Source organism: Pandoraea pneumonica (assembly GCF_902459645.1).
GTDB lineage: Bacteria > Pseudomonadota > Gammaproteobacteria > Burkholderiales > Burkholderiaceae > Pandoraea > Pandoraea pneumonica.
Genome location: NZ_CABPSK010000002.1, coordinates 958,683 through 980,061 on the forward strand (window position 1 = coordinate 958,683; position 21,379 = coordinate 980,061).

The 21,379-nt window shown below is 61.7% G+C and carries 19 protein-coding genes; 10 read left to right on the forward strand and 9 right to left on the reverse strand.

Annotated features, from left to right (window positions below):
* Positions 1-98: 98 nt before the first annotated feature.
* The 5 genes from PPN31114_RS13455 (at position 99) to PPN31114_RS13475 (ending at position 6,219) form a co-directional block, all read left to right on the forward strand.
* Positions 99-818 carry a phosphonate utilization associated transcriptional regulator gene (locus PPN31114_RS13455; protein WP_150679972.1) on the forward strand — a complete coding sequence of 240 codons (720 nt, stop codon included), beginning with the start codon at positions 99-101 and terminating at the stop codon, positions 816-818.
* Between the two features lie 46 nt (positions 819-864).
* Positions 865-2,118 (forward strand): phosphonoacetate hydrolase, encoded by a 1,254-nt coding sequence (gene phnA / locus PPN31114_RS13460; protein ID WP_150679973.1) that lies wholly within the window; start codon positions 865-867, stop codon positions 2,116-2,118.
* 18 nt (positions 2,119-2,136) lie between these two features.
* On the forward strand, positions 2,137-3,591 hold the full coding sequence (gene phnY, locus PPN31114_RS13465; protein ID WP_150679974.1) for a phosphonoacetaldehyde dehydrogenase: 1,455 nt from the start codon (positions 2,137-2,139) through the stop codon (positions 3,589-3,591).
* A 317-nt stretch (positions 3,592-3,908) separates the two neighbouring features.
* The gene (locus PPN31114_RS13470) at positions 3,909-5,711 is read left to right on the forward strand and encodes a Na/Pi cotransporter family protein (protein ID WP_150679975.1); all 1,803 of its coding nucleotides are present in this window, start codon (positions 3,909-3,911) and stop codon (positions 5,709-5,711) included.
* Positions 5,671-6,219, forward strand: a complete 549-nt coding sequence (locus PPN31114_RS13475) for a phosphonate degradation HD-domain oxygenase (RefSeq protein WP_150679976.1) — start codon at positions 5,671-5,673, stop codon at positions 6,217-6,219. Before PPN31114_RS13470 ends, PPN31114_RS13475 begins: the two co-directional genes overlap by 41 nt.
* Positions 6,220-6,289: 70 nt before the next feature.
* On the opposite strand, the gene PPN31114_RS13480 is transcribed toward PPN31114_RS13475, so the two are convergent.
* The 6 genes from PPN31114_RS13480 to uvrA form a co-directional block, all read right to left on the reverse strand.
* The gene (locus PPN31114_RS13480) at positions 6,290-7,207 is read right to left on the reverse strand and encodes a hypothetical protein (RefSeq protein ID WP_150679977.1); all 918 of its coding nucleotides are present in this window, start codon (positions 7,205-7,207) and stop codon (positions 6,290-6,292) included.
* Positions 7,208-7,460: 253 nt separating this feature from the next.
* Positions 7,461-7,859 (reverse strand): RidA family protein, encoded by a 399-nt coding sequence (locus PPN31114_RS13485; protein ID WP_150679978.1) that lies wholly within the window; start codon positions 7,857-7,859, stop codon positions 7,461-7,463.
* Entirely contained in the window at positions 7,856-8,836 is a 981-nt protein-coding gene (locus PPN31114_RS13490) for a threo-3-hydroxy-L-aspartate ammonia-lyase (protein WP_150679979.1), read from the reverse strand. Before PPN31114_RS13490 ends, PPN31114_RS13485 begins: the two co-directional genes overlap by 4 nt.
* On the reverse strand, positions 8,833-9,507 hold the full coding sequence (locus PPN31114_RS13495; RefSeq protein WP_150679980.1) for a helix-turn-helix transcriptional regulator: 675 nt from the start codon (positions 9,505-9,507) through the stop codon (positions 8,833-8,835). The genes PPN31114_RS13490 and PPN31114_RS13495 overlap by 4 nt, the downstream gene beginning before the upstream one ends.
* 119 nt (positions 9,508-9,626) lie before the next feature.
* Positions 9,627-10,655, reverse strand: a complete 1,029-nt coding sequence (locus PPN31114_RS13500; protein WP_150679981.1) for an AI-2E family transporter — start codon at positions 10,653-10,655, stop codon at positions 9,627-9,629.
* A 60-nt stretch (positions 10,656-10,715) separates the two neighbouring features.
* Complete coding sequence (gene uvrA, locus PPN31114_RS13505) at positions 10,716-13,580, reverse strand: excinuclease ABC subunit UvrA (protein ID WP_150679982.1); 2,865 nt, start codon at positions 13,578-13,580, stop codon at positions 10,716-10,718.
* A 549-nt stretch (positions 13,581-14,129) separates the two neighbouring features.
* Between uvrA and PPN31114_RS13510 the strand changes: the two genes are divergently transcribed.
* Together PPN31114_RS13510 and PPN31114_RS13515 are read left to right on the forward strand one after the other, a co-directional pair.
* Entirely contained in the window at positions 14,130-15,293 is a 1,164-nt protein-coding gene (locus PPN31114_RS13510) for an MFS transporter (protein WP_150680413.1), read from the forward strand.
* Between the two features lie 30 nt (positions 15,294-15,323).
* Positions 15,324-15,842: a single-stranded DNA-binding protein gene (locus PPN31114_RS13515; RefSeq protein WP_150679983.1), complete on the forward strand. Its 519-nt coding sequence runs from the start codon at positions 15,324-15,326 to the stop codon at positions 15,840-15,842.
* 97 nt (positions 15,843-15,939) lie between these two features.
* On the opposite strand, the gene PPN31114_RS13520 is transcribed toward PPN31114_RS13515, so the two are convergent.
* From PPN31114_RS13520 to PPN31114_RS13530, 3 genes are all read right to left on the reverse strand, one after another.
* On the reverse strand, positions 15,940-16,617 hold the full coding sequence (locus PPN31114_RS13520; RefSeq protein WP_150679984.1) for a Rossmann-fold NAD(P)-binding domain-containing protein: 678 nt from the start codon (positions 16,615-16,617) through the stop codon (positions 15,940-15,942).
* Positions 16,618-16,621: 4 nt separating this feature from the next.
* Positions 16,622-17,488: an SDR family NAD(P)-dependent oxidoreductase gene (locus PPN31114_RS13525; protein WP_150679985.1), complete on the reverse strand. Its 867-nt coding sequence runs from the start codon at positions 17,486-17,488 to the stop codon at positions 16,622-16,624.
* A 166-nt stretch (positions 17,489-17,654) separates the two neighbouring features.
* Entirely contained in the window at positions 17,655-18,224 is a 570-nt protein-coding gene (locus PPN31114_RS13530) for a TetR/AcrR family transcriptional regulator (protein WP_150679986.1), read from the reverse strand.
* Positions 18,225-18,403: 179 nt separating this feature from the next.
* Here PPN31114_RS13530 and PPN31114_RS13535 point away from each other — a divergent pair, with 179 nt between their 5' ends.
* The 3 genes from PPN31114_RS13535 to PPN31114_RS13545 all read left to right on the forward strand — a co-directional run bounded on the left by PPN31114_RS13535 (position 18,404) and on the right by PPN31114_RS13545 (position 21,318).
* Positions 18,404-19,282, forward strand: a complete 879-nt coding sequence (locus tag PPN31114_RS13535) for an endo alpha-1,4 polygalactosaminidase (protein ID WP_150679987.1) — start codon at positions 18,404-18,406, stop codon at positions 19,280-19,282.
* A 167-nt stretch (positions 19,283-19,449) separates the two neighbouring features.
* On the forward strand, positions 19,450-20,586 hold the full coding sequence (locus PPN31114_RS13540; protein ID WP_150679988.1) for a glycosyltransferase family 4 protein: 1,137 nt from the start codon (positions 19,450-19,452) through the stop codon (positions 20,584-20,586).
* Between the two features lie 27 nt (positions 20,587-20,613).
* Positions 20,614-21,318: a polysaccharide deacetylase family protein gene (locus PPN31114_RS13545; RefSeq protein ID WP_150680414.1), complete on the forward strand. Its 705-nt coding sequence runs from the start codon at positions 20,614-20,616 to the stop codon at positions 21,316-21,318.
* Positions 21,319-21,379 lie beyond the last annotated feature (61 nt).

Consider the following 21,379-nt stretch of genomic DNA (forward strand, 5'->3'; position numbering starts at 1 on the left):
TGAATGTCAAGCAACAAAAATAATCACGTAATGCCACAAAACGCATCACGCGGTTAGCTGAATGTTCGCATCAGAGTTCAGAGATAAGGAAGACCGGTATGACCCCTAAGCCCACTTCGCCCACGGCCATCGAGTTGCTGCAAAGCCAGTCGCTCACCACCCTCGTGCAGCACGAGATCGAACGCCAGATCATGGCCGGCACGCTCACGCCGGGCACCAAGCTCAACGAGATTGAAGTGGCGGGGCGTCTTGGTGTGTCGCGCGGCCCGGTACGCGAAGCGTTTCGTGCGCTGGAAGAAGCGGGGCTGTTGCGCACCGAAAAGAATCGCGGCGTGTTCGTGCGGGTGATCTCGCTCGAAGAAGCCGAAGAGATTTACACGCTGCGCGGCGTACTCGACGAATACGTGGGGCGCACGCTGGCGGAGGTCATCACGTCGGAGCAACTCACGCGCCTGCGTGAGTCGGTTGAAGCGATGCATCAGGCGGTGGAAACCGGCGACAGCGAGGCGTATTACCAGTTGAACCTGGCGTTTCACGACGCGCTCGTCGAGATGGTCGGCAACCGCAAGCTGCTCGAAACCTATCGCCGGCTGGTGAAGGAGTTGAGCCTGTTCCGCCACGAAGCGCTGACCGCCGATACGTCGGCCCCCCCGAAGTCCGAGCGTGAGCACCGCGACATCGTGAGCGCCATCGCGTCGCGCGATCCGGCGCGGGCTGCGCAGGTCATTCGCGAGCATTTGTCGCGAGGCCAGGCGCGCATTCGCGAAGCGTTGGCACGCGCCCCGGGGGCGGCGCCGACGCAGGCGAAGGCCGGCTAATTGAAGAATTGACGTGTTCGAACGAATTGCTCTTGAGGAGACCGACGTGACCCAGCCCGTGCAGATCCAAGTAAATGGCCGCCAGTACCGGCTGCCGCAACAGCCCACCGTCATCGTGTGTGTCGACGGTTGCCAGTTCGAGTATCTCGAAGCGGCGGCCAAGGCCGGCGTTGCGCCGTATATCAAGCACCTGCTCGCCGAAGGCGCGGTGTTTCAGGGCGACTGCGTGGTGCCGTCGTTCACCAATCCGAACAATCTCTCCATCGTGACCGGTGCCCCCCCGGCCGTGCATGGCATCTGCGGTAACTATTTCTACGACCCGGCGGCCGATGGCGGCAAGGGCGCGGAAGTCATGATGAACGACCCCGCTTATCTGCGCGCCGGGACGGTGTTGGCCGCCGCCGCAGACGCCGGTGCCAAGGTCGCTGTCGTCACGGCTAAAGACAAGCTGCGCAAGTTGCTCGGTCACCGCATGGCGGGCATCTGCTTCTCGTCGGAGAAGGCCGATCAGGTCACGCTCGCCGAGAACGGCATCGAAGACGTGTTGGGCCTCGTGGACATGCCCGTGCCGGACGTCTACAGCGCAGCGCTCTCCGAGTTCGTGTTTGCCGCGGGCGTGCGCTTGCTTGAGACGCGTCACGTCGACCTGATGTATCTGTCGACCACCGACTACGTGCAGCACAAGTGGGCCCCGGGCACGGAAGGCGCAAATGCCTTCTACGCGATGATGGACAAGTACCTGCGCCGCATGGACGAACTGGGCGCTGTGATCGGCCTGACTGCCGACCACGGCATGAACGCCAAGCACGATCCGAAGACCGGCCAGCCCAACGTCATCTATTTGCAAGATCTGCTCGACGACTGGCTTGGCAAGGGGGTGGAAGCGGGCGGTGCGCGCGTGATTCTGCCGATTACCGATCCGTATGTGGTGCATCACGGCGCGCTTGGCTCGTTCGCCACGATTTATCTGCCGCGCGATATCGACCGCGATGCCATCCGTGCGCGCATCGCCGCCATGCCGGGCATCGAAGTGGTGCTGACCAATGCCGAAGCTTGTGCGCGCTTCGAACTGCCGCCCGATCGCGTGGGCGATCTGGTGGTGGTGAGCGATCAGTCGGTGGTGCTCGGCACCAGCGCCAGCCGTCACGACCTCACGGGCCTGACCGTGCCGCTGCGCTCGCATGGCGGTATCTCGGAGCAGACCGTGCCGCTGCTGTTCAACCGCAAGACCGAAGGCATTCCGGGCAAGGCGCGCCTGCGCAACTTCGACATTCTCGATGTCGCGCTGAACCACGTTTAAGCCAAACTGGAGAACCCCATGAACGCGCCGCACAAGCTGCATCCCGAGTTTCGCGCCGAAGCCCTGCGTATCGGCGGAGAGAAAGTCACCCGCGAACGGATCATCGAAGTCTTCAACCCGTACACGGGCGATCTGGTTGGCACCGTACCCAAGGCCTCGCTCGACGACGTGCGCCGCGCGTTCTCGATTGCCAAGCAATACCGCTCGACGCTCACCCGCTTCGAGCGGGCCAATATTCTCGACAAGGCCGCGGCCCTGTTGCGTGAGCGCACCGCCGAGGCTGCCGCCATCATCACGATGGAGTCGGGCCTGTGCAAGAAGGATGCGGTGTACGAGATTGGCCGCGTGGCCGACGTGCTGGGCTTTGCTGCGACCGAAGCGCTCAAAGACGACGGGCAGGCGTTCTCGTGCGATTTGACGCCGCACGGCAAGAAGCGCCGTGTGGTGACGCAGCGCGAGCCGCTGCTCGGTGCGATTTCGGCCATTACGCCGTTTAATCACCCGATGAATCAGGTCGCGCACAAAGTCGCGCCGTCGGTCGCCACCAACAACCGCATGGTGCTCAAGCCGTCGGAGAAGGTGCCGCTCTCGGCCTATTATCTTGCCGACACGCTCTACGAGGCCGGTCTGCCTCCGGAGATGCTGCAAGTGATTACGGGCGATCCGATGGAGATCGCCGACGAGATGCTCACCAACGAGAACATCGACATGATTACCTTCACGGGTGGCGTGTCGATCGGTAAGTACATTGCGTCGAAGGCCGGTTATCGCCGCATCGTGCTGGAGTTGGGCGGCAACGATCCGCTGATCGTGATGGAAGACGCCGATCTCGATCGTGCGTCCGATCTCGCGGTGCAAGGCTCGTACAAGAACTCGGGCCAGCGCTGCACGGCCGTCAAGCGCATGCTGGTGCATCGCGATATTGCGGCGCAGTTCACGGAAATGGTGGTGGAGAAGACGCGCGCGTGGAAGTACGGCGATCCGAGCGATGGCAACAACGACATGGGCACCGTCATCGATGAAGAGGCGGCTCGCCTGTTCGAGGCCCGCGTGAACGAAGCCGTCGCGCAAGGCGCGCGTCTGCTGGTGGGCAACAAGCGCGAAGGTGCGCTTTACTCGCCGACGGTGATCGACCGGGTCGACCCGAAGATGACCGTGGTGCGTGAAGAAACCTTCGGGCCGGTGTCGCCGATCATCACGTTCGGCAGCATCGACGAGGCGATTGCGATCTCCAACGGCACGGCGTTCGGCCTGTCGTCGGGGGTGTGTACCAACCGGCTCGATTACGTCACGCGCTTTACCAACGACTTGCAGGTGGGCACGGTCAACGTGTGGGAAGTGCCGGGCTATCGCATCGAGCTGACGCCGTTTGGCGGCATCAAAGATTCGGGCCTTGGCTACAAAGAAGGGGTGCAAGAGGCGATGAAGAGCTTCACCAACACCAAAACCTTCACGCTGCCGTGGGGCATCTAATGTGAGTCCCGGGGGACGTCGGCAAGGCAGGCGGCGACGCGTTTTTGACGCCTGGTCGCCGGGCTGTCCCCCTTACGCAACAAGGCTTAGCAGAGTCGGCGCAAAAATTGTGACAAATTCATGACACGATTGTTGCGCTCGTCATTTTGGTGTACGGTGTACCGATTGGGGATACGCATGACGCGTGAACTTCATACGCATCCCGACGCCAGTTCTGATCTGACGCGGGATGCCGGTATGGCAAACCAGTGGGCGCGTCATGTCGGCGGCGCACGGCGCTGCCGGTCCCGTCGACAACAAGATCACGGAACACTGGCATGCTGACACTGCTCAACCTTCTCTCCGGCGTAGCGATGCTGATCTGGGGTACGCATATCGTGCGTACCGGGGTCCTGCGCGTCTACGGCGCCGATTTGCGGCGCATTCTTTCTCACAGCATTTCGAACCGCTTTCTGGCCTTCGCGGCCGGTGTGCTCGTGACCGGTCTGGTGCAGAGTAGCAACGCGACCGCGCTCATCGTGTCGTCGTTCGGCGCGCAGGGGTTGATCGCGCTGGCACCGGCGCTCGCCATCATGTTGGGTGCCGATGTCGGTACGGCCATCATGGCGCGGATCCTGACGTTCGACCTGCACTGGCTCTCGCCGCTGCTGATTTTCTTCGGCGTCATCTTTTTCCTCTCGCGTAAGCAAACGCGCGCCGGACAACTGGGCCGCGTGTCGATCGGTCTTGGCCTGATCATTCTGGCCTTGCAATTGATCGTCGGGGCGACCACGCCGATGACACAGGCCGCGGGCGTCAAAGTGCTGTTCGGCTCGCTCACCGGCGACGTGATGCTCGATACGCTGATCGGCGCGCTCTTCGCGATGATCTCGTATTCGAGCCTGGCGGCGGTGTTGCTCACCGCCACGCTGGCCTCGTCGGGCGTGATTTCGCTCAAGGTGGCGCTGTGTCTCGTGATTGGCGCGAATCTGGGCAGCGGCATGCTCGCCATGCTGACGTCTGCTGGGCAGAATGCGGCCGGGCGACGGGTGGTGTTCGGCAGTCTCATCTTCAAGCTGATCGGCTGCCTGATCGTGCTGCCGTTCGTCGACTACGCGCCGCTGATGGTGAGTTGGCTCTCGGACCAGCCTGCGCAAGCGGTGGTGAATTTCCACGTCATCTACAACCTGATTCGCTGCTTGGTTTTCCTCGCCTTCACCGAGCCGATGGCGCGCCTGTGTGTGCGTCTGTTGGCTGAGAAGCCGGAAGCCGATACCAGCGCGCGGCCTCGCCATTTGGATGAAAGTGCGTTGTCGATGCCATCGGTGGCGTTGGCGAACGCGACACGCGAAACGTTGCGCATGGGCGACATCGTGGAGCAGATGCTCAACGGGCTGCTCGAAGTCATTCGCAGCAACGATGTGGCGCGTGCGCGCGAAACTCGGCGTATGGACGACGACGTCGATCATCTGTACACGGCGGTGAAGATGTATCTCACGCGCGTGTCTCGCGAGAACTTGAGCGAGCCTGACAGCCGCCGTTGGACGGACATCATTTCGCTCACGATCAATATGGAACATGCGGGCGACATCATCGAGCGCATGGTGACCGAAGTCGAAGAAAAGAAAATTTCACACAAGCTGTCGTTCTCCGAGGCGGGCCTCCAAGAGATTTGCGACATGCATGCGCGACTGGTGACCAACTTGCAGCTTGGCTTGTCGGTGTTTTTGAACGGCGACCTCAAGAGCGCGCAGCGGTTGATGGCCGAGAAGGAGAGCTTTCGCGATCTGGAGCGGGCGTATTCGTACACGCACTTGAATCGACTGGCGGGCCAGTCGGTGCAGAGTATCGAGACGAGTTCGTTGCATCTGGACATCATTAGCGACATGAAGCGCCTGAACTCGCTGTTCTGCTCGACGGCGTATGCGGTGCTCGATGATGCGGGTGCGCTGCGCAAGAGCCGCATGCGCGACAAGCCGAAGGAAGTGAAAGAAACCAAGGCGCCGAAGGAAACGAAGGTGTCGAAACTGGCGGCGCTGGCCGACGTCGCGACGGCGGCCGCCTCATCGGATTCGCGCGACGACAACGAGAGTTCACACGATGGCCCTGAGCCTGCCGGACATCCGCACCCTGTTCGATAAATTTGGTTCGCTGGCGTACAGCGGCGAGCCTGTCACCCAGTTGGAGCACGCGCTGCAAAGCGGCGCGTTAGCGCAGAGCGAGGGCGCCGACGAGGCGCTCGTCGCCGCCAGCTTTCTCCATGATCTCGGCCATTTGCTCAATCTTCAGGGCGAGACGCCCACCGAGCGCGGCATCGACGATCTGCATCAGTATTACGCTTTGCCTTTTTTGCGGCCGCTGTTCGGCGATGCCGTTCTCGAACCGATCCGGTTACACGTCGATGCCAAGCGCTGCTTGTGCGCGGTCGACCCTGAATACTTCAGCCAGCTTTCCGCCGATTCTGTGCGCAGTCTTGCGTTGCAGGGCGGGGTGTTCAACGACGAGGAAGCGAAAACGTTTCTCGCGCGTGAGCACGCCGAGGCGGCCATGCGCCTGCGCCGCTGGGACGACCGCGCAAAGATCGCCGGTATGGAGACGCCGTCGCTCGATCACTTTATGAAGGTGCTGGAGCGCGTCACGATTCAGTGAGGCGAGAGGGGATGAGAAGAGGCTGCCGCGCCGAACGAACGGGCGCGGCATGCTGAGACGATCTTGAAGGTCAGCGCGGCAGACGCGCGCGCCAAGCCGCAGGCAACAAGCGCAGCGCCAGCGCGCGTGACGGCTGCCAGAACACCGACAGCAGCAACAGCGCGGCACCCACCACGACAGCCACCACTGGCAGCCCTTGCGCAGCGGACGACGTCACCAGCACTTTCATGATCGCGCTGATGACGTAGAGCAGCGACGAGAGCATGAGCGCGCGCCGGTCGATCACGAGCGACACCACCGTCAGCACCAGAAACACGGCGATCGCCGCGACGGGGTGCTCAGGCATCAGCGTCCAGAAGATCGGATGCGTGACCATGCACGCTGCGAGCAAATGGAGCCAGAAAGCGACATCCGAGCGGATCGTGACGCGCTGCGGATCTTGCGCATCCCACCGAAGCGCCCACACGAAAATCGCCAGCCCTGCGATCATGTTCGCCAGCAGAATCCAGTCCAGGAAATTCTCGTTGAGCACCACGATGTGCGCCCATGCGGTGAGCACAACGCCACCGACACCGAGTGCGATTACCACCGGCACCCGGAAGCGCCACCAATACAGCGCCGCACCCGCGATGGTGAAGAGCGCCGTGCCGATGAGCGTGAACCAGTTCATCGACTGCCGTACGCCGTCGGCGCCGTTCATCAAAAACGATGCATTGCCGAAGCCGATCATCGCCACCGTGCTAATGAAGCTGAAACTGAAACAGAGCGCGGGCAATGCCATGCGGCGCTGACGCACGAATATTTCCGAAAGCCCCCACGTGATGGCTGCCGAGATCAGCAACTGCAACCACGACGGCAGCGAAGCGGTGAGCCAGATCGTACCGAACGAGAGCAACCACGAGGCCACCACGACGAAGACATCGTTGAAGCTCGTGACCAGCCGCAGCGGTTCGTCGTCGACGCGCTGTTGTTGCAACGCCGGGTCCATCGCGTCGCGTGCAGGGGTGTTCGGAGTGGGATTTGAAGCGGAGGTAGGCGGAACGCCGGGTGTCGTCATGTACTTTGAGAATCCGTGAAAGTCACTGGCAGTGTAACTGCGCGGCGGACTCACGGGCCTGCATTAGATGCAACATTCAGTGACTTCCGCAATGAGCGCGACTTGAATGCGGAACAGTTCACTGCGGATTCCCGGCACGGGTGTATCGATGCCAACATCGACACACCCGTTGTTGGCGGACGGGTTACCCCGCCAACGCCGTTGCTTCGATTTCAACGGCCACACCATGACTGAGTGCCGGTACCGGCACGACGGCGCGCGCAGGCTTCGCGTTACCAGCCCATTCTGTGTACACCTCGTTGAAGGGGCCCCAGTCGTCGACATTTGTGATGTACACACGCACTTGCACCAGCCGTTCGATACGCGTGCCGCATGCCGTCAGAATGGCGGCAACGTTATTCAGGGCTTGTTTGGCTTGCACGGCGAACGGCGCGCCGACGAGGCGCTCGCCTTCCGGCGTGATCGGCAATTGCCCCGAGACGAACACGAAGCCGTTGGCGCAAACACCGTGCGAGTAGTGGCCACGCGGCGGTTGCAGCGTCGGGACGTTCACTTCTTCGATACCGCGTTCTTGAGCGCTCATACGGCTTCCCCCAGGGTCAGTTTTGCGAAACGGGCCAGATCGACGTTGCCGCCGGACAAGATGACGCCGACGCGTTTGCCTTTCACGTCGAGTTTGCCTTGCAGCACGGCAGCAGCGGCCAGACAGCCGGTCGGCTCGACCACGATCTTCATACGGCTTGCGAAGAATTTCATCGTCTGCACGAGTTCGTCGTCGGTCACGGTCAAGATGTCGTCGACGAGCGAGCGGATAACCGGGAACGTGAAGTTGCCAAGGTGCTGCGTCTGCGCGCCATCGGCAATCGTGCACGGCGTATCGATGTGCACGATGCTGCCGCTGCGAAAGCTCTGCTGCCCGTCGTTGCCAGCTTCTGGCTCCACGCCGTAGATGGCGATGTTCGGGTTCAGTGCACGTGCCGCGACAGCGCAGCCCGACAAGAGCCCGCCGCCACCGAGACAGACGACGAGAATGTCCAGTTCACCGGCGTCTTCGATCAATTCTTTGGCCGCCGTGCCTTGACCCGCCATGACGTGCGGATGGTCGTACGGCGGAATCAGCGTCATGCCGCGCTCGGTGGCAAGGCGAGTGGCCAGCGCTTCGCGGTCTTCCTTGTAGCGGTCGAAGAGCACCACTTCCGCGCCATAGCCGCGCGTGGCGTCGATCTTCATTTGCGGCGCGTCTTGCGGCATCAGAATGACGGCGGCAACACTGAGCTCGCGTGCGGCAAGGGCAATGGCCTGCGCGTGGTTGCCCGACGAGAAGGCCAGCACGCCGCCGCGCTTTTGCTCGGCCGTGAACTGCGAAATCGCGTTGTAGGCGCCACGGAACTTGAACGCGCCCATGCGCTGGAAGTTCTCTGCTTTGAAGAACAGTTGCGCGCCGGTCAATGCATCGGCGGTGCGCGACGTCAGCACAGGCGTGCGGTGAGCGGCTTCACGAATCCGATCGTGCGCGGCCGCGACATCGCCGTACGTGATCGCCAAATGGGGAGCAGTCATGATGTGCCTTTCGGGTCGGAGAGGTAGGTGTACACGGTGGAGCGGGCCACGCCCAGCGCGCGTGCGACTTCCGCGTGGGCGTGACGCAGGTCGAGCAGCCCGCGGGCTTCGATCATCTGGATGGCTTCGCGGCGCTGCGTCAGCGTGAGGCCTTGCGGGGTGGTGTTGCGCTGCGCGGCAAAGTCGGTGATGAGCGGGCCGATATCGTCGAGTCGGCGCGTGGCAAGCGTTTCTCGCACGGGGGCGGGCGAGGTCGTCTGAATGCTCACCAGTTGCTGCACGCTAGCGGCGGCGGCAGCGAGCATCGAGATGTCCATGTTCAGGCAGATGGCTGCGACGTAATCGCCGCTGCTGTTTTTCAGCCCGATGGAGGTGCTTTTGGCCGGCCGACCGTCCGGGAAACGGTTCGCGTAATTGGCGATGACTTCCGGAAACGCGGGGTCGGCGATACGCGCCAGCCCCATCTCGGTCACCGCGTCGCCCGGCTGACGGCCTGACAAATTGTTGGCGATGGCGACAATCGCGTGGTCGGGGTCGGTCAGATCGTGCAGCACAACCTCGACGAGCGGCGCGAACGTCTGGCCGAGCGCCTCGACGATCTTGCGGCCTTCGCGCAACAACAAGGCGTTCTCGTCGCGTTTAGCCGTGCCGGGGAGTTTGGTGGATTTCATGATTTGACATTATGTCACTGAGTAACAAAATGTCAAATCGATGTTGAATCTATCCCGTTCTGGTGCGAGCAGGGGACGAGCGGACTGCCGCAGGCAAAGTGCGACAGTCGACACAGCCGTTACACCAACTGCTTCTCCGCCAACTCGCTCTTGAGATAACCGTAGTAGATCGGTGCGGCGACGAGCCCGGGCAGGCCGAAGGCGGCTTCCATCACGATCATGGCGAGCAGTAGCTCCCACGCGCGCGATTGGATTTGCGTGCCGACGATGCGGGCATTCAGGAAGTATTCGAGCTTGTGGATGACGATCAGGAACACCAGCGACGCGATCGCCACGTATAGCGATACCGACAGGCTGAGTACCACGATGAAGGTGTTCGAGATCAGGTTGCCCACCACCGGCAGCAAACCGACGACGAACGTCACCACGATCATCGTCTTGCGCAGCGGCACGTGAATGTCGAACATTGGCAGCACAGCGAGCAGAAAGATCGCCGTGAACACGGTGTTGATGGCCGAAATCTTGAGTTGCGCGAAAACGATGCGGCGGAACGCGTCGCCAAAGCGCGTCACGCGCCGCGAGAGCGCAGCGGCGAGCGGTTGCATGTGCTGCACCGGGCGAATCGTCGAGAGCGCGACGAGCGCGCCCAGCACCAGCCCAACGACGATGTGCACCATCGCGTTGAGCGCTTCCTTGCCCACCAGCGACATCTCTTGCGTGTGGTCTTTCAGAAAGCCGGTCACGGCTTGGTGGATATCGTCGCTATCGGCGGGCATCCGTGCCGTGATCCACGAGGGCAATTGCGTGCGCGCCTGCTCCACCGCTTCCATCATTCGGCCATTGATGTGTTGCAGATGACCGGCGTCGCTGCGGAAAAACGCCACGATGCCGAAAATCAACGCCGTCATCAGCGCAACGATGATCGCCGAGAGCAACGCCACCGCCACGAGCCGCGCCCGCTCGCTCGAAATGCGCAATTGCAAACGCGGTCCGAGCACGTGCACGAGTTGAAAGACCGTCATCCCCGCGAGCACAGCCGAAAGCAGGTGAATGCTCAGCACCAACCACAGTGCGACCGCAGCGAAAACATAACTCGTCAGCTCGACCCAAAAGGCTCGATCCGGATTCCAGCCAGAACGCGGTTCCATGCGTTACATCCTTGTCTAAGACCTAGCGCTCAGTTTGCTCTTATTTGCGCTTATTTGACCTTACGAGCCGCGCTTGAGCAGCGGCGCGAGATATTTGCCGGTAAAACTGGCTTTGCTCGCTGCCACGTCCTCAGGGGTGCCCTGGGCGATGATCTGCCCGCCACCCGCGCCGCCTTCCGGCCCAAGATCGATCACCCAGTCCGCCGTCTTAATCACGTCGAGGTTGTGTTCGATGATGACGACCGTATTGCCTTGATCGCGCAAACGGTGAATGACCGTAAGCAACAGTTCGATATCGTGGAAATGCAGCCCAGTCGTCGGCTCATCCAGGATATACAGCGTGCGGCCCGTATCACGCTTCGAGAGTTCGAGCGACAGCTTCACGCGCTGCGCCTCGCCGCCCGAGAGCGTGGTGGCCGACTGACCCAGCCGGATATAACCGAGGCCCACATCGAGCAGCGTCTTGAGCTTGCGCGCCACGACCGGCACAGGCTTGAAGAACTCATGCGCCTGTTCGACCGTCATGTCCAGCACTTCCGAGATATTGCGCCCTTTGTACTGCACTTCGAGCGTTTCGCGGTTGTAGCGCTTGCCATGGCAAACGTCGCACGGCACATAGACGTCGGGCAGAAAGTGCATTTCCACCTTGATGACGCCGTCGCCCTGACACGCTTCGCAACGCCCGCCCTTCACGTTGAACGAGAAGCGCCCCGGATCGTAGCCGCGTTCCTTGGCAGCGGGCACGCCCGCAAAGAGCTCACGAATCGGCGTGAACAGGCCCGTGTACGTGGCCGGGTTCGAGCGCGGCGTACGGCCAATGGGCGATTGATCGACGTTGATGACCTTGTCGAAGTGTTCTAGCCCCTCGATCTGCTCGTACGGCGCAGGTTCGGCCTGCGAGCCGTAGAGATGCCGCGCGACGGCGTGATAAAGCGTGTCGTTGATCAGCGTCGACTTGCCCGAGCCCGACACGCCCGTCACGCAGGTGAGCAAGCCGACCGGCAGGTCGAGACTCACATGCTTGAGGTTGTTGCCGGTGGCGTCGATGATGCGCAGACGATCCTCGCCCGGCGCGCGGCGCTCGTGCGGTACTTCGATGCGGCGTGCGCCCGACAGGTATTGCCCGGTGAGCGACTCCGGCGAATTTTCAATCTGCTGCGGGCTGCCTTGTGCGATCACCGTCCCGCCGTGCACGCCGGCACCCAGCCCCATGTCGACGACGTAGTCGCTCGCGAGAATCATGTCCTCGTCGTGTTCGACCACGATCACCGAGTTGCCGAGATCGCGCAGATGTTTGAGCGTGCCGATCAGACGGTCGTTGTCGCGCTGATGCAAGCCGATGGACGGCTCGTCGAGCACGTACATCACACCTGTGAGGCCCGAGCCGATCTGCGACGCGAGTCGAATGCGCTGCGCTTCACCGCCCGAGAGCGTGTCGGCGCTACGCTCCAGCGAGAGATAGTCGAGACCGACGTTATTCAGGAACGACAGCCGCGCGACGATTTCCTTGACGATCTTGTCGGCGATTTCGCGCTTCGAACCGTGCAGAACGAGCTCGTGGAAGTAACCAAGCGTCTCGCGCAGCGGCAGGTTGCCAATTTCATAGATCGCTCGCGCCTGTGGGCCTTCGCCCACTTTGACGAAGCGTGCCTCGCGGCGCAGGCGGCTGCCTTCGCAATCGGGGCAAGCGCGGTTGTTCTGATACTTGGCGAGCTCTTCGCGTACCGCGACCGAGTCCGTCTCGCGGTAGCGGCGCTCCAGGTTCGGAATGATGCCTTCGAACTCGTGCTGGCGCACCGACGTGCGTCCTTTCTCGTTCACGTACGTGAACGGAATGGTTTGCTCGCCCGAGCCGTACAGCACGATCTTTTGCGTTTCTTCGGGCAACTCCTCGAACGGCGTATCCACGTCAAAGTCGTAGAACGCCGCGAGGCTTTGCAGCATCTGGAAATAGAACTGATTGCGGCGATCCCAACCCTTGATGGCCCCCGAGGCGAGCGACAGTGCCGGGAAGCCGACGACGCGCTTCGGATCGAAGAACGTCATCTGGCCCAAGCCGTCGCAGGTCGGGCACGCGCCCATCGGGTTGTTGAACGAGAACAGACGCGGCTCGAGTTCTTGCAGCGAATACGAGCACACCGGGCACGCGAACTTCGAGCTGAAAACGTGTTCCTTGTCGGTGTCCATCTCCACGGCAATCGCGCGGCCATCGGCCAGACGCAGTGCCGTCTCGAACGATTCGGCCAGACGTTGCTTGAGATCCGGGCGGACCTTGACGCGATCGATCACCACGTCGACCGAATGCTTCTCCGTTTTCTTGAGCTTGGGCAGCGCTTCGATGTCGTAGACGCGCGCGGTGCCTTCGTTGGCCGCGCCGCCGCCCGAGCGGATGCGAAAGCGCACGAAGCCCTGTGCCTGCATCGATTCGAACAAGTCCGCATGCTCGCCTTTGCGATCGACCACGATCGGCGCGAGGATCATCAGCTTGGTGTCTTCGGGCAGGGCCAGCACGGCGTCGACCATTTGCGACACGTTTTGCGATTCGAGCGGCAGACCGTGATCGGGGCAGTAGGGCGTACCCACGCGGGCGTACAGCAGACGCAGGTAGTCGTGAATCTCCGTGACCGTGCCGACGGTCGAGCGCGGGTTGTGCGACGTAGCCTTCTGTTCGATGGAAATCGCAGGCGAGAGGCCTTCGATCAGATCGACGTCCGGTTTTTCCATCAATTGCAGGAACTGCCTGGCGTACGCCGACAGGCTCTCGACGTAGCGGCGCTGACCTTCGGCGTAGAGCGTGTCGAAAGCGAGCGACGATTTGCCAGAACCGGACAGGCCGGTGATCACCACAAGCTGATGACGGGGCAGGTCGAGATTGACGTTCTTGAGGTTGTGGGTGCGAGCCCCACGAATACGAATGGTTTCCATGACGGTTCCGGAGTCGTCGCCGATGAACCCGCGCGGCGAATTGTCGCGGGAGCGGGTTCCGGCCCCCAAGTGCCCTGGTTTCCCGGGACGTCGGGCCGCGCCGGCACGGTAAATCCGGGCATCGGCACAGCAGGCGGCGGGAGCGGTCGGGCGGACCGCAGGGGGGAAATCCGGGCGGCTAAACCTGCTAATATACCTAAGTTTGATTTCTGGGGCAGAACCTGCTGATCGCACAGTGCGGGCGGGTGGCCAACGTGGGGACAGATGGGGACGAACGGCCCGATTACCAGAGGCTGACCCCATGGCAGCGCAAGATGTCGTCCGAGACCGGGCAGATGGCCTCCGAGAAGGCCGTGCACCGGTGGTTTCGCGGGGCGGCGATCGAACGCGCAGTCAGGTACTTAGTCAGGCAACTCAGTCAGACAATTAAGCAGGCAATCCATCAGATCAATCCGAGGCTGGACGAGCTTTTTCATCTCTCAGGACGTAATGTCTACCGATTCCGTGACTTCCGCATCCCCTGCCACGACCAGCGGCCGTGGTGGCCGCATGACGCCGCTAGAAGTGCGTGCGAGTGCTTCGCTGGCGAGCATCTTTGCGCTGCGCATGCTTGGCCTGTTCCTGATCATGCCGGTGTTCTCCGTTTTCGCGCAGACCATTCCCGGCGGCAACAACACGTTTCTCGTTGGGCTGGCCATCGGCATTTACGGCCTGACGCAGTCGCTGCTGTACATCCCGTATGGCTGGGCGTCGGACCGCCTCGGGCGTAAGCCGGTCATCATTTTCGGGCTGATCATCTTCGCTATCGGCTCGCTGATCGCGGCGCTGGCGCACGACCTGACGTGGATTATCGTCGGGCGTGCCATTCAGGGCGCCGGGGCGATCTCGTCGGCCGTGATGGCTTGTGTGGCCGACCTGACGAGCGACGCCAACCGCACCAAGGCGATGGCAATGATCGGCGGCAGCATCGGCATCTCGTTTGCAGTCGCCATCGTATGTGCGCCGTTCCTTTATCACTGGCTGGGCATGAGCGGCCTGTTCTCGGCCATCGGCATTTTGGCGGTCGTGGCGATCTTCGTGGTGCTGTGGGTGGTGCCCACCCCGCCCGTTCACGCCAAGGCCGGTCCGGCGCCGTTCTCCGAGGTGTTGCACAACCCGGAGTTGCTGCGTCTCAATTTCGGCGTTTTCGTGTTGCATGCGACGCAAACGGCACTGTTTGTTGCGATGCCGCGCATGTTGGTCGCGGCGGGCTTGCCGGTGGCGCAGCACTGGGAGATTTATCTGCCGGTGATGGGGCTCTCGTTCGTCGCGATGGTGCCCGCGATCATCGCTGCGGAAAAGCGCGGCAAGATGAAATTGGTGTTGCTCTCGGCGATTGCGCTGGTGGCCATTGCACAGTTGGCATTGGGCGGTTTGCCGCCGACGGTGGCGGTGATCGCGACCGTGTTGTTCGTTTATTTCCTCGGCTTTAATGTGCTGGAAGCGTCGCAGCCGTCGCTGGTGTCGAAACTGGCGCCGGGGCAGCGCAAGGGCGCGGCGGTGGGTGTCTACAATACGACGCAGGCGCTGGGTTTGTTCTGCGGTGGCGCACTAGGGGGTTATCTGATGACCCACTACGGTCAGAACGCAATCTTCCTGACTTGTGCAGCGGGTGCTTTCCTGTGGCTTATAATCGCCGCACCGATGAAGGCACCAGCGCCTCGTCAATCCTGAACGGATTTCAGCAATACCGGAGAAAGTTTCATGGCATCAGTCAACAAAGTCATCCTGGTCGGCAATCTGGGCGCCGATCCCGAAGTGCGCTATCTGCCGAGCGGCGATGCGGTAGCGAACATTCGTCTTGCAACGACCGACCGCTACAAGGACAAGCAGTCTGGCGAATTCAAGGAGATGACCGAATGGCATCGTGTGTCGTTCTTCGGCCGTCTCGCGGAAATCGTCAATGAGTACCTGAAGAAGGGCTCGTCGGTGTATATCGAAGGCAAGATCCGCACGCGCAAGTACCAAGCGCAAGATGGCACGGACCGTTACAGCACGGACATCGTGGCTGACCAGATGCAAATGCTGGGTGGCCGTGGTAGCGAAGGCGGTGGTGGTGGCGGCGGCGGTGGTTATTCGCGCGGCGGCGGCGATGAAGGCGGCGGCGGTGGCGGCGGTTACTCGCGTGGCGGTGGCGGCGGTGGTGGCGGTGGCCGTCAGCAGCAAGCCCCGGCCAAGCAGTCGGGCGGCTTCGACGACATGGACGACGATATTCCGTTCTAAAGCGTCATCGAGCCTCACCAAGCATCACGCTTGAACAAAACCCCGAAGGTCTCAGACCCTCGGGGTTTTTCGTTTCAGCGCAATGCGAGCTTGAGTGTCAGGGCTGTGCGAGCGACAACCGGTAAATGTCCGCTGGCGCGAGAATCGCCGACGGTGCGCCGCGCCGCACGACGTTGAGCATCGCGTTGCCGACCACGCGTGTCGTGAGCACGCTAGACGGCGAAAAACGCCGCACAAGTGCCAACACTGGCCCGAACAAGAGATACAACCACCGGTAGCTGGCCGTTCGCGACTGAATACCGTCTTCGGGCACGATGGCGGCGGGGCGGAAGATGGCAACTCGGCCGAAGGGCAGGCGTTGCAAGGCATTCTCCGTTTGTCCGCGCACGCGAGCCCACATCGTCTTGCCGCGCTCGCTGCTGTCTGCACCGGCGCCGGACACATACACCATCGCCATTCCCGGACTGCGCGCCAGCAATTGCTGTGCAACATGCAGCGTCAGGTCGTAAGTCACGGCCCGATAGTCCGGCTCAGACATGCCGAACGACGTCACCCCAATACAAAAGAAGCACGCATCGACGTTGGCAAAAACATCAGCCGATGCGTCGAACGCCTTCAAATCGCTCGCTACGACAACCCGAATTCGCGGGTCGTCGTAGCCCTCCAGCACCTGTCGGCCGACCACGACAATTTCAGTGACATCGGGTGCTTTCAGGCAAGCGAGTAGTGCACCCTGACCCACCATGCCGCTCGCGCCAAACAGGACAATACGCATGACGTTACTCCGTAGGCCACTCGGGCGCCGCGGCATCGAAGTCGGCGGCCATCGTGACGGGTTTCCATTGTTGCATGGCCGCTGAACGCGCCTGCTCCTGCGCCTGCAAAATCTGCCACGCGTCGGACCCCAAGACCAGACGCGCAGGTACGTCAGCGCGCGTGGCGAGTTGCGCGATCAGTGCGCCGATGCGCTGCGGGTCACCGACCTCGTGCCCGACGTAAGCGTCGATCAGCGTTTTGAATTCACCCATCGAAGGGGCGTAGTCGGGCGGCAGATCCGTCAACGTTTCGCGCGCCTCTTGGCCCCAACCGGTACGCATCCCGCCGGGTTCCAACGTGCAGATGCGAACGCCGAACGGGGCGACTTCCTTGCCCACCACATCGCTGAATCCCCCTACAGCCCATTTCGCGGCTTGATACGCGGCGAGCCCCGGATTACTGATCCGGCCACCGACCGACGACACCTGGAAAATGTGACCGCTACCTTGGCTGCGCATGACCGGAATCGCAGCACGCGTCAGATTCACGACACCAAAGAAGTTGGTTTCGATCTGCGCGCGGAAGTCGGCTTCCGCGGTGTATTCGAACGGTTCGATATGCCCATAACCGGCATTGTTGACGAGAACGTCGAGCCGTCCGAAGCGGCGCACCGCTTCTGCCACGGCGCGGCTGGCTTGAGCGCTGTCGGTGACATCGAGGGGAAACGTCGCGAGCTGTTCGCCATACGCGTGAAAGTGCGCCTGCAACGCTGCGAGTTGCGCGTCGCCGCGGGCCGTGGCGAGCACCTTGCCGCCTTGCTTAAGTACCGCTTCGACGATGGAACGTCCCAACCCTCGCGCGGCACCGGTAATCAACCAAACTTTGGACATGACAGTCACCTTTTGAAGACTTACTGCGGAGATAAACCGGACTTGCCGGTAACGATAAATGCGTGTGCACGCACTCAATTAAAAGATAAAAATGTGGGCAACGTAACGGCTTGAAGCCCCATCGCTTGAAAAACGAAACGTCAGGCGAAACGTAAGGCGAAACGCCTTATGTCGTGATCCCGCGCCACACCATCTGGAACCCAAGCTTCAGGAACCGCTCGCGCGCGTCGGGTTGCTGATTCACATGGTCGATCGTGACATCGGCAATTTGCTCGAAGACGGATGCGAGCAACGAGATCGGCGCCTTGATCAGCACGCCTTCGCGCACACCGTCCTCCAGCATTTTCGACACGGCGAGAAACGGCTCCATGCCTTGCAGCCGGGTCGTCTGCGGGATCAGACCCGACGCCGAGAGGCGCGCGATCGCGTGCCGCCCCGCAGGGTTGTCGAGTCCCCAACCGACAAAGCGCTCGAACACGTGCGCCATACGCGCCTCGTAGCCGCCGCCGTGCGGATAGTCGGGCATCAGCGCCTGCGCCAACTGCTCCTTCAGATGCAAATACAACTCGCGGAACAGCGTCTCCTTACTCTCGAAGTACGTGAACAACGTGCCTTCCGCCACCCCCGCGCCCTTGGCAATCGCCGAGGTGGTCGCCATCACGCCATGTTCGGCCACAGCCAGCGTTGCTGACTGAAGCAGGGCGTTACGTTTCTCGGGGCTAAGCGGGCGAGCCATGGCGATACCGTTAAATAGAGTGAGTGCGCGCTCAATTATACGCAACTTGCGGTGAAGTGCAAATGCCCTGGACGAAGCGCGATGTATGGCGACAAATCGCGACAAAAGCCGACGCGGCGTCAATTGTCTTGGCGCGGAGGCCGTCATACCCTCGGCGTCGATGATTTGGGAGAACGAACATGGCAACGATCGGCGCGCGCGCAGCAATAGGTATCTGGGCCGCGGCACTCATCGCGATATCGCTGCAAGCGTGCGCACTGGAGATGTCGACGGCACACGGCGAGCCGATCTTTGCCTCGAACGAAGCCGCGATCTGGGCGGGCGAGAGCGGCACGGTGCGGTGGCAGCCCTCGGTCGCCGACACGTGGCAGTGGCAGCTTCGGGGCAAGGTCAACACGTCTTATAACGTCAATGTCTACGACATCGATCTATTCGATACGGACGCTGCCACCATCGCGCAACTCAAGCGCGCCGGACGAAAAGTCGTTTGCTACTTCTCCGCAGGCAGCTCGGAGTCTTGGCGCGCCGATTTCGGAGCGTTCAAGCCAGCGGACAAGGGCAAAGCCATGCGTGGCTGGGCGGGTGAAAACTGGCTCGATGTGCGATCCGGCAACGTCCGCCAAATCATGAAGCAACGCCTCGATCATGCCGCCGTGAAAGGCTGCGACGGCGTCGAACCCGACAACGTAGACGGCTACGACAACGACACCGGCTTCGCGCTCACCGCGCAAGATCAGCTCGACTTCAATCGATTTCTCGCCGAAGAAGCGCATGCACGCAGTCTTGCCATCGGGTTGAAGAACGACGTCAACCAGTTGGCGGCGCTCGAGCCATTCTTCGATTTCGCGGTGAACGAGGAATGTCACGAGCAGAACGAATGCTCGGGCTATGTCGCATTCACAGCGAAGCAAAAGCCCGTCTTCAACGCCGAATATCACGCGAGCTATCGCACCGAAGCGGGGCGGCGAGCGCTGTGTACTGCGGCCAAAAAAGCGAATCTGCGCACACTCGTCTTGCCGAAAGCGTTGGATGACAGCTTCCGATTCAGTTGCGACTGAACGCGTGAAACATCGCGAAAATGTCGTGGTAATGCAATGAAGGTTCAGCAATGTGAGCGCCGCGACAAATCGAAATATTTCTCGTCAGGACTCCACACTATCTGCGCATCGGGATACGTAACATTTGCGAAGCCATCACCTCGCAGTCGTCTTAGCCCCCCATCCCGATGAAGATTCTTTACACCAACTTTCACGTCGGCTGCGGCGGCGGCCAGGACACTTATATTCGCGATCTTGCGACGGCCATGAGCCGAAGCCATCAGGTTACGGTGGCGTCACCGCCCGGTAGTCATTTGTCGGAAAAGCTGAAGCCGATTCCCGGCGTCGAAACGGTCGAAATCCATTTCAAACTGCGTTGGAAGAACTTCCTGCGCGAGACGCTGAAGCTGCGACGCCTGATCGAGGCGGGTCGTTTCGACATCGTCCACGTGAACGGCTCGGCGGATCATCGGCAAGTCATGCTCGCGATCACCGGCTTAGCCAAGCGTCCGGAAGTCATCTTCACCAAGCACAACACGTATGCGGCCAACTCGCTGGGCAACTGGTTGCGCGCGAAGTTCGGCACGAGTCTGACCATTGCCGTGAGCGACTATGTGCGCGAAATGCTAGAGCGTAAATCGCCTTACAGAAACGTCGTCGTCATCAAGCACGGCGTGCGCGCCGTCGGCCAGGAGGCGTTGAGTTGGGACGCGATTCGCACACGCCGCACCGCGTTGCTCGGCGAGAATTCGGCCGATGCGATCCTCCTCGGCAGTGCGGCAGGCACCGGGGCCTCGAAGGGCTGGGCCGACTTGGTTGCAGCACTCATGCTGCTGCCGCCGGATCTGCGCAGCCGATTCCGCGTTTGGCTTGCGGGCACGGCCCCCAGCGATGCCCAGCGCGCGATGGTGTCGCGCTGCGGTTTGGACGAGCAGGTGGTCTTCACCGGCTCGCTCGATAGCGTGCAGGACCTGCTGGCCGTGACCGACGTGTCGTTCGTGCTCTCTTATCACGAGAGCCTCTCCTACGCCTGTCGTGAAGCCATGGCGATGGGGTGCCCGATGCTGGTATCGAATGTGGGCGGTCTGCCCGAGAACGTTTCGAATGGTGTGGACGGCTGGATTGTCCCGCCACGCAACGCCAGCGCCATCGCCCAAGTCCTTCGTGAAGTCGCCGCCGACCCGGGGCGTGTGCGGCTCATGGGCCACATGGCGGCGATGAAAGCGCGCTCGGAATTCTGCTTCGAGAATTTCGCGGCGGCGACGCACGGCGTGTATATGGATGCACTGTCCGTGCATCTCATCGCATCGAAGCAATTGGCATGAGGTCACCGCGTGCGTTTCCCGATTCTGATGTATCACCACATCCGCCCAGTACCCGCCGCGACCGACCCGCTGCGCGGCTTGAGCGTCGATCCCGCGACCTTCGCCCGTCAGATGCGTCTGCTCAAACGTCTCGGCTATCAAGGGCTGAGCATGCGCGATCTTCAGCCCTATTTGACGAGTGAACACGGCCGCGAACCCAATGCCATCCGACGCCGCGTATTCGGCATTACGTTCGACGACGGATACAGCAATGTCTTGACGAATGCGATGCCGGTCCTCAACGAACTGGGTTTCACCGCGACCTGCTACTTCGTGGCAGGACGCCTCGGTGGCGAGAACGATTGGGACGCGCATCTCCCCACCGAGCGTGCCCGCCTGATGTACCGGGAGGAACTGCTCACGTGGATGCGTCATGGCCACGAGGTCGGCTCGCACACGGTCGATCACGTGTCGCTGCCCGACGTCTCGGCTCAGGCGGCCGCGCAGCAAATCGGTGACGCGAAACGCCGTCTCGAAGACATTTGCAACGCGCGCGTGGCGTCGTTTTGCTACCCCTACGGCAACGTCAACCGCGAAGTGCGCGATCTGGTGGAGCGAGCCGGCTATGGCAACGCCACGACCACGCGGCGTGGACGCGTGTGCGCGGACGACGACCCATTCATGCTCGCCCGTATCACCGTCGCAGCGGGCGTCGGGCCGTACCGGTTGTTGTACAAATGCCTGAGCGTCTAACGACGGGCGCAGTCTCCGGCCTTACGGGGAGGAATTCACGGGGTATCTGACGTTTCATCGA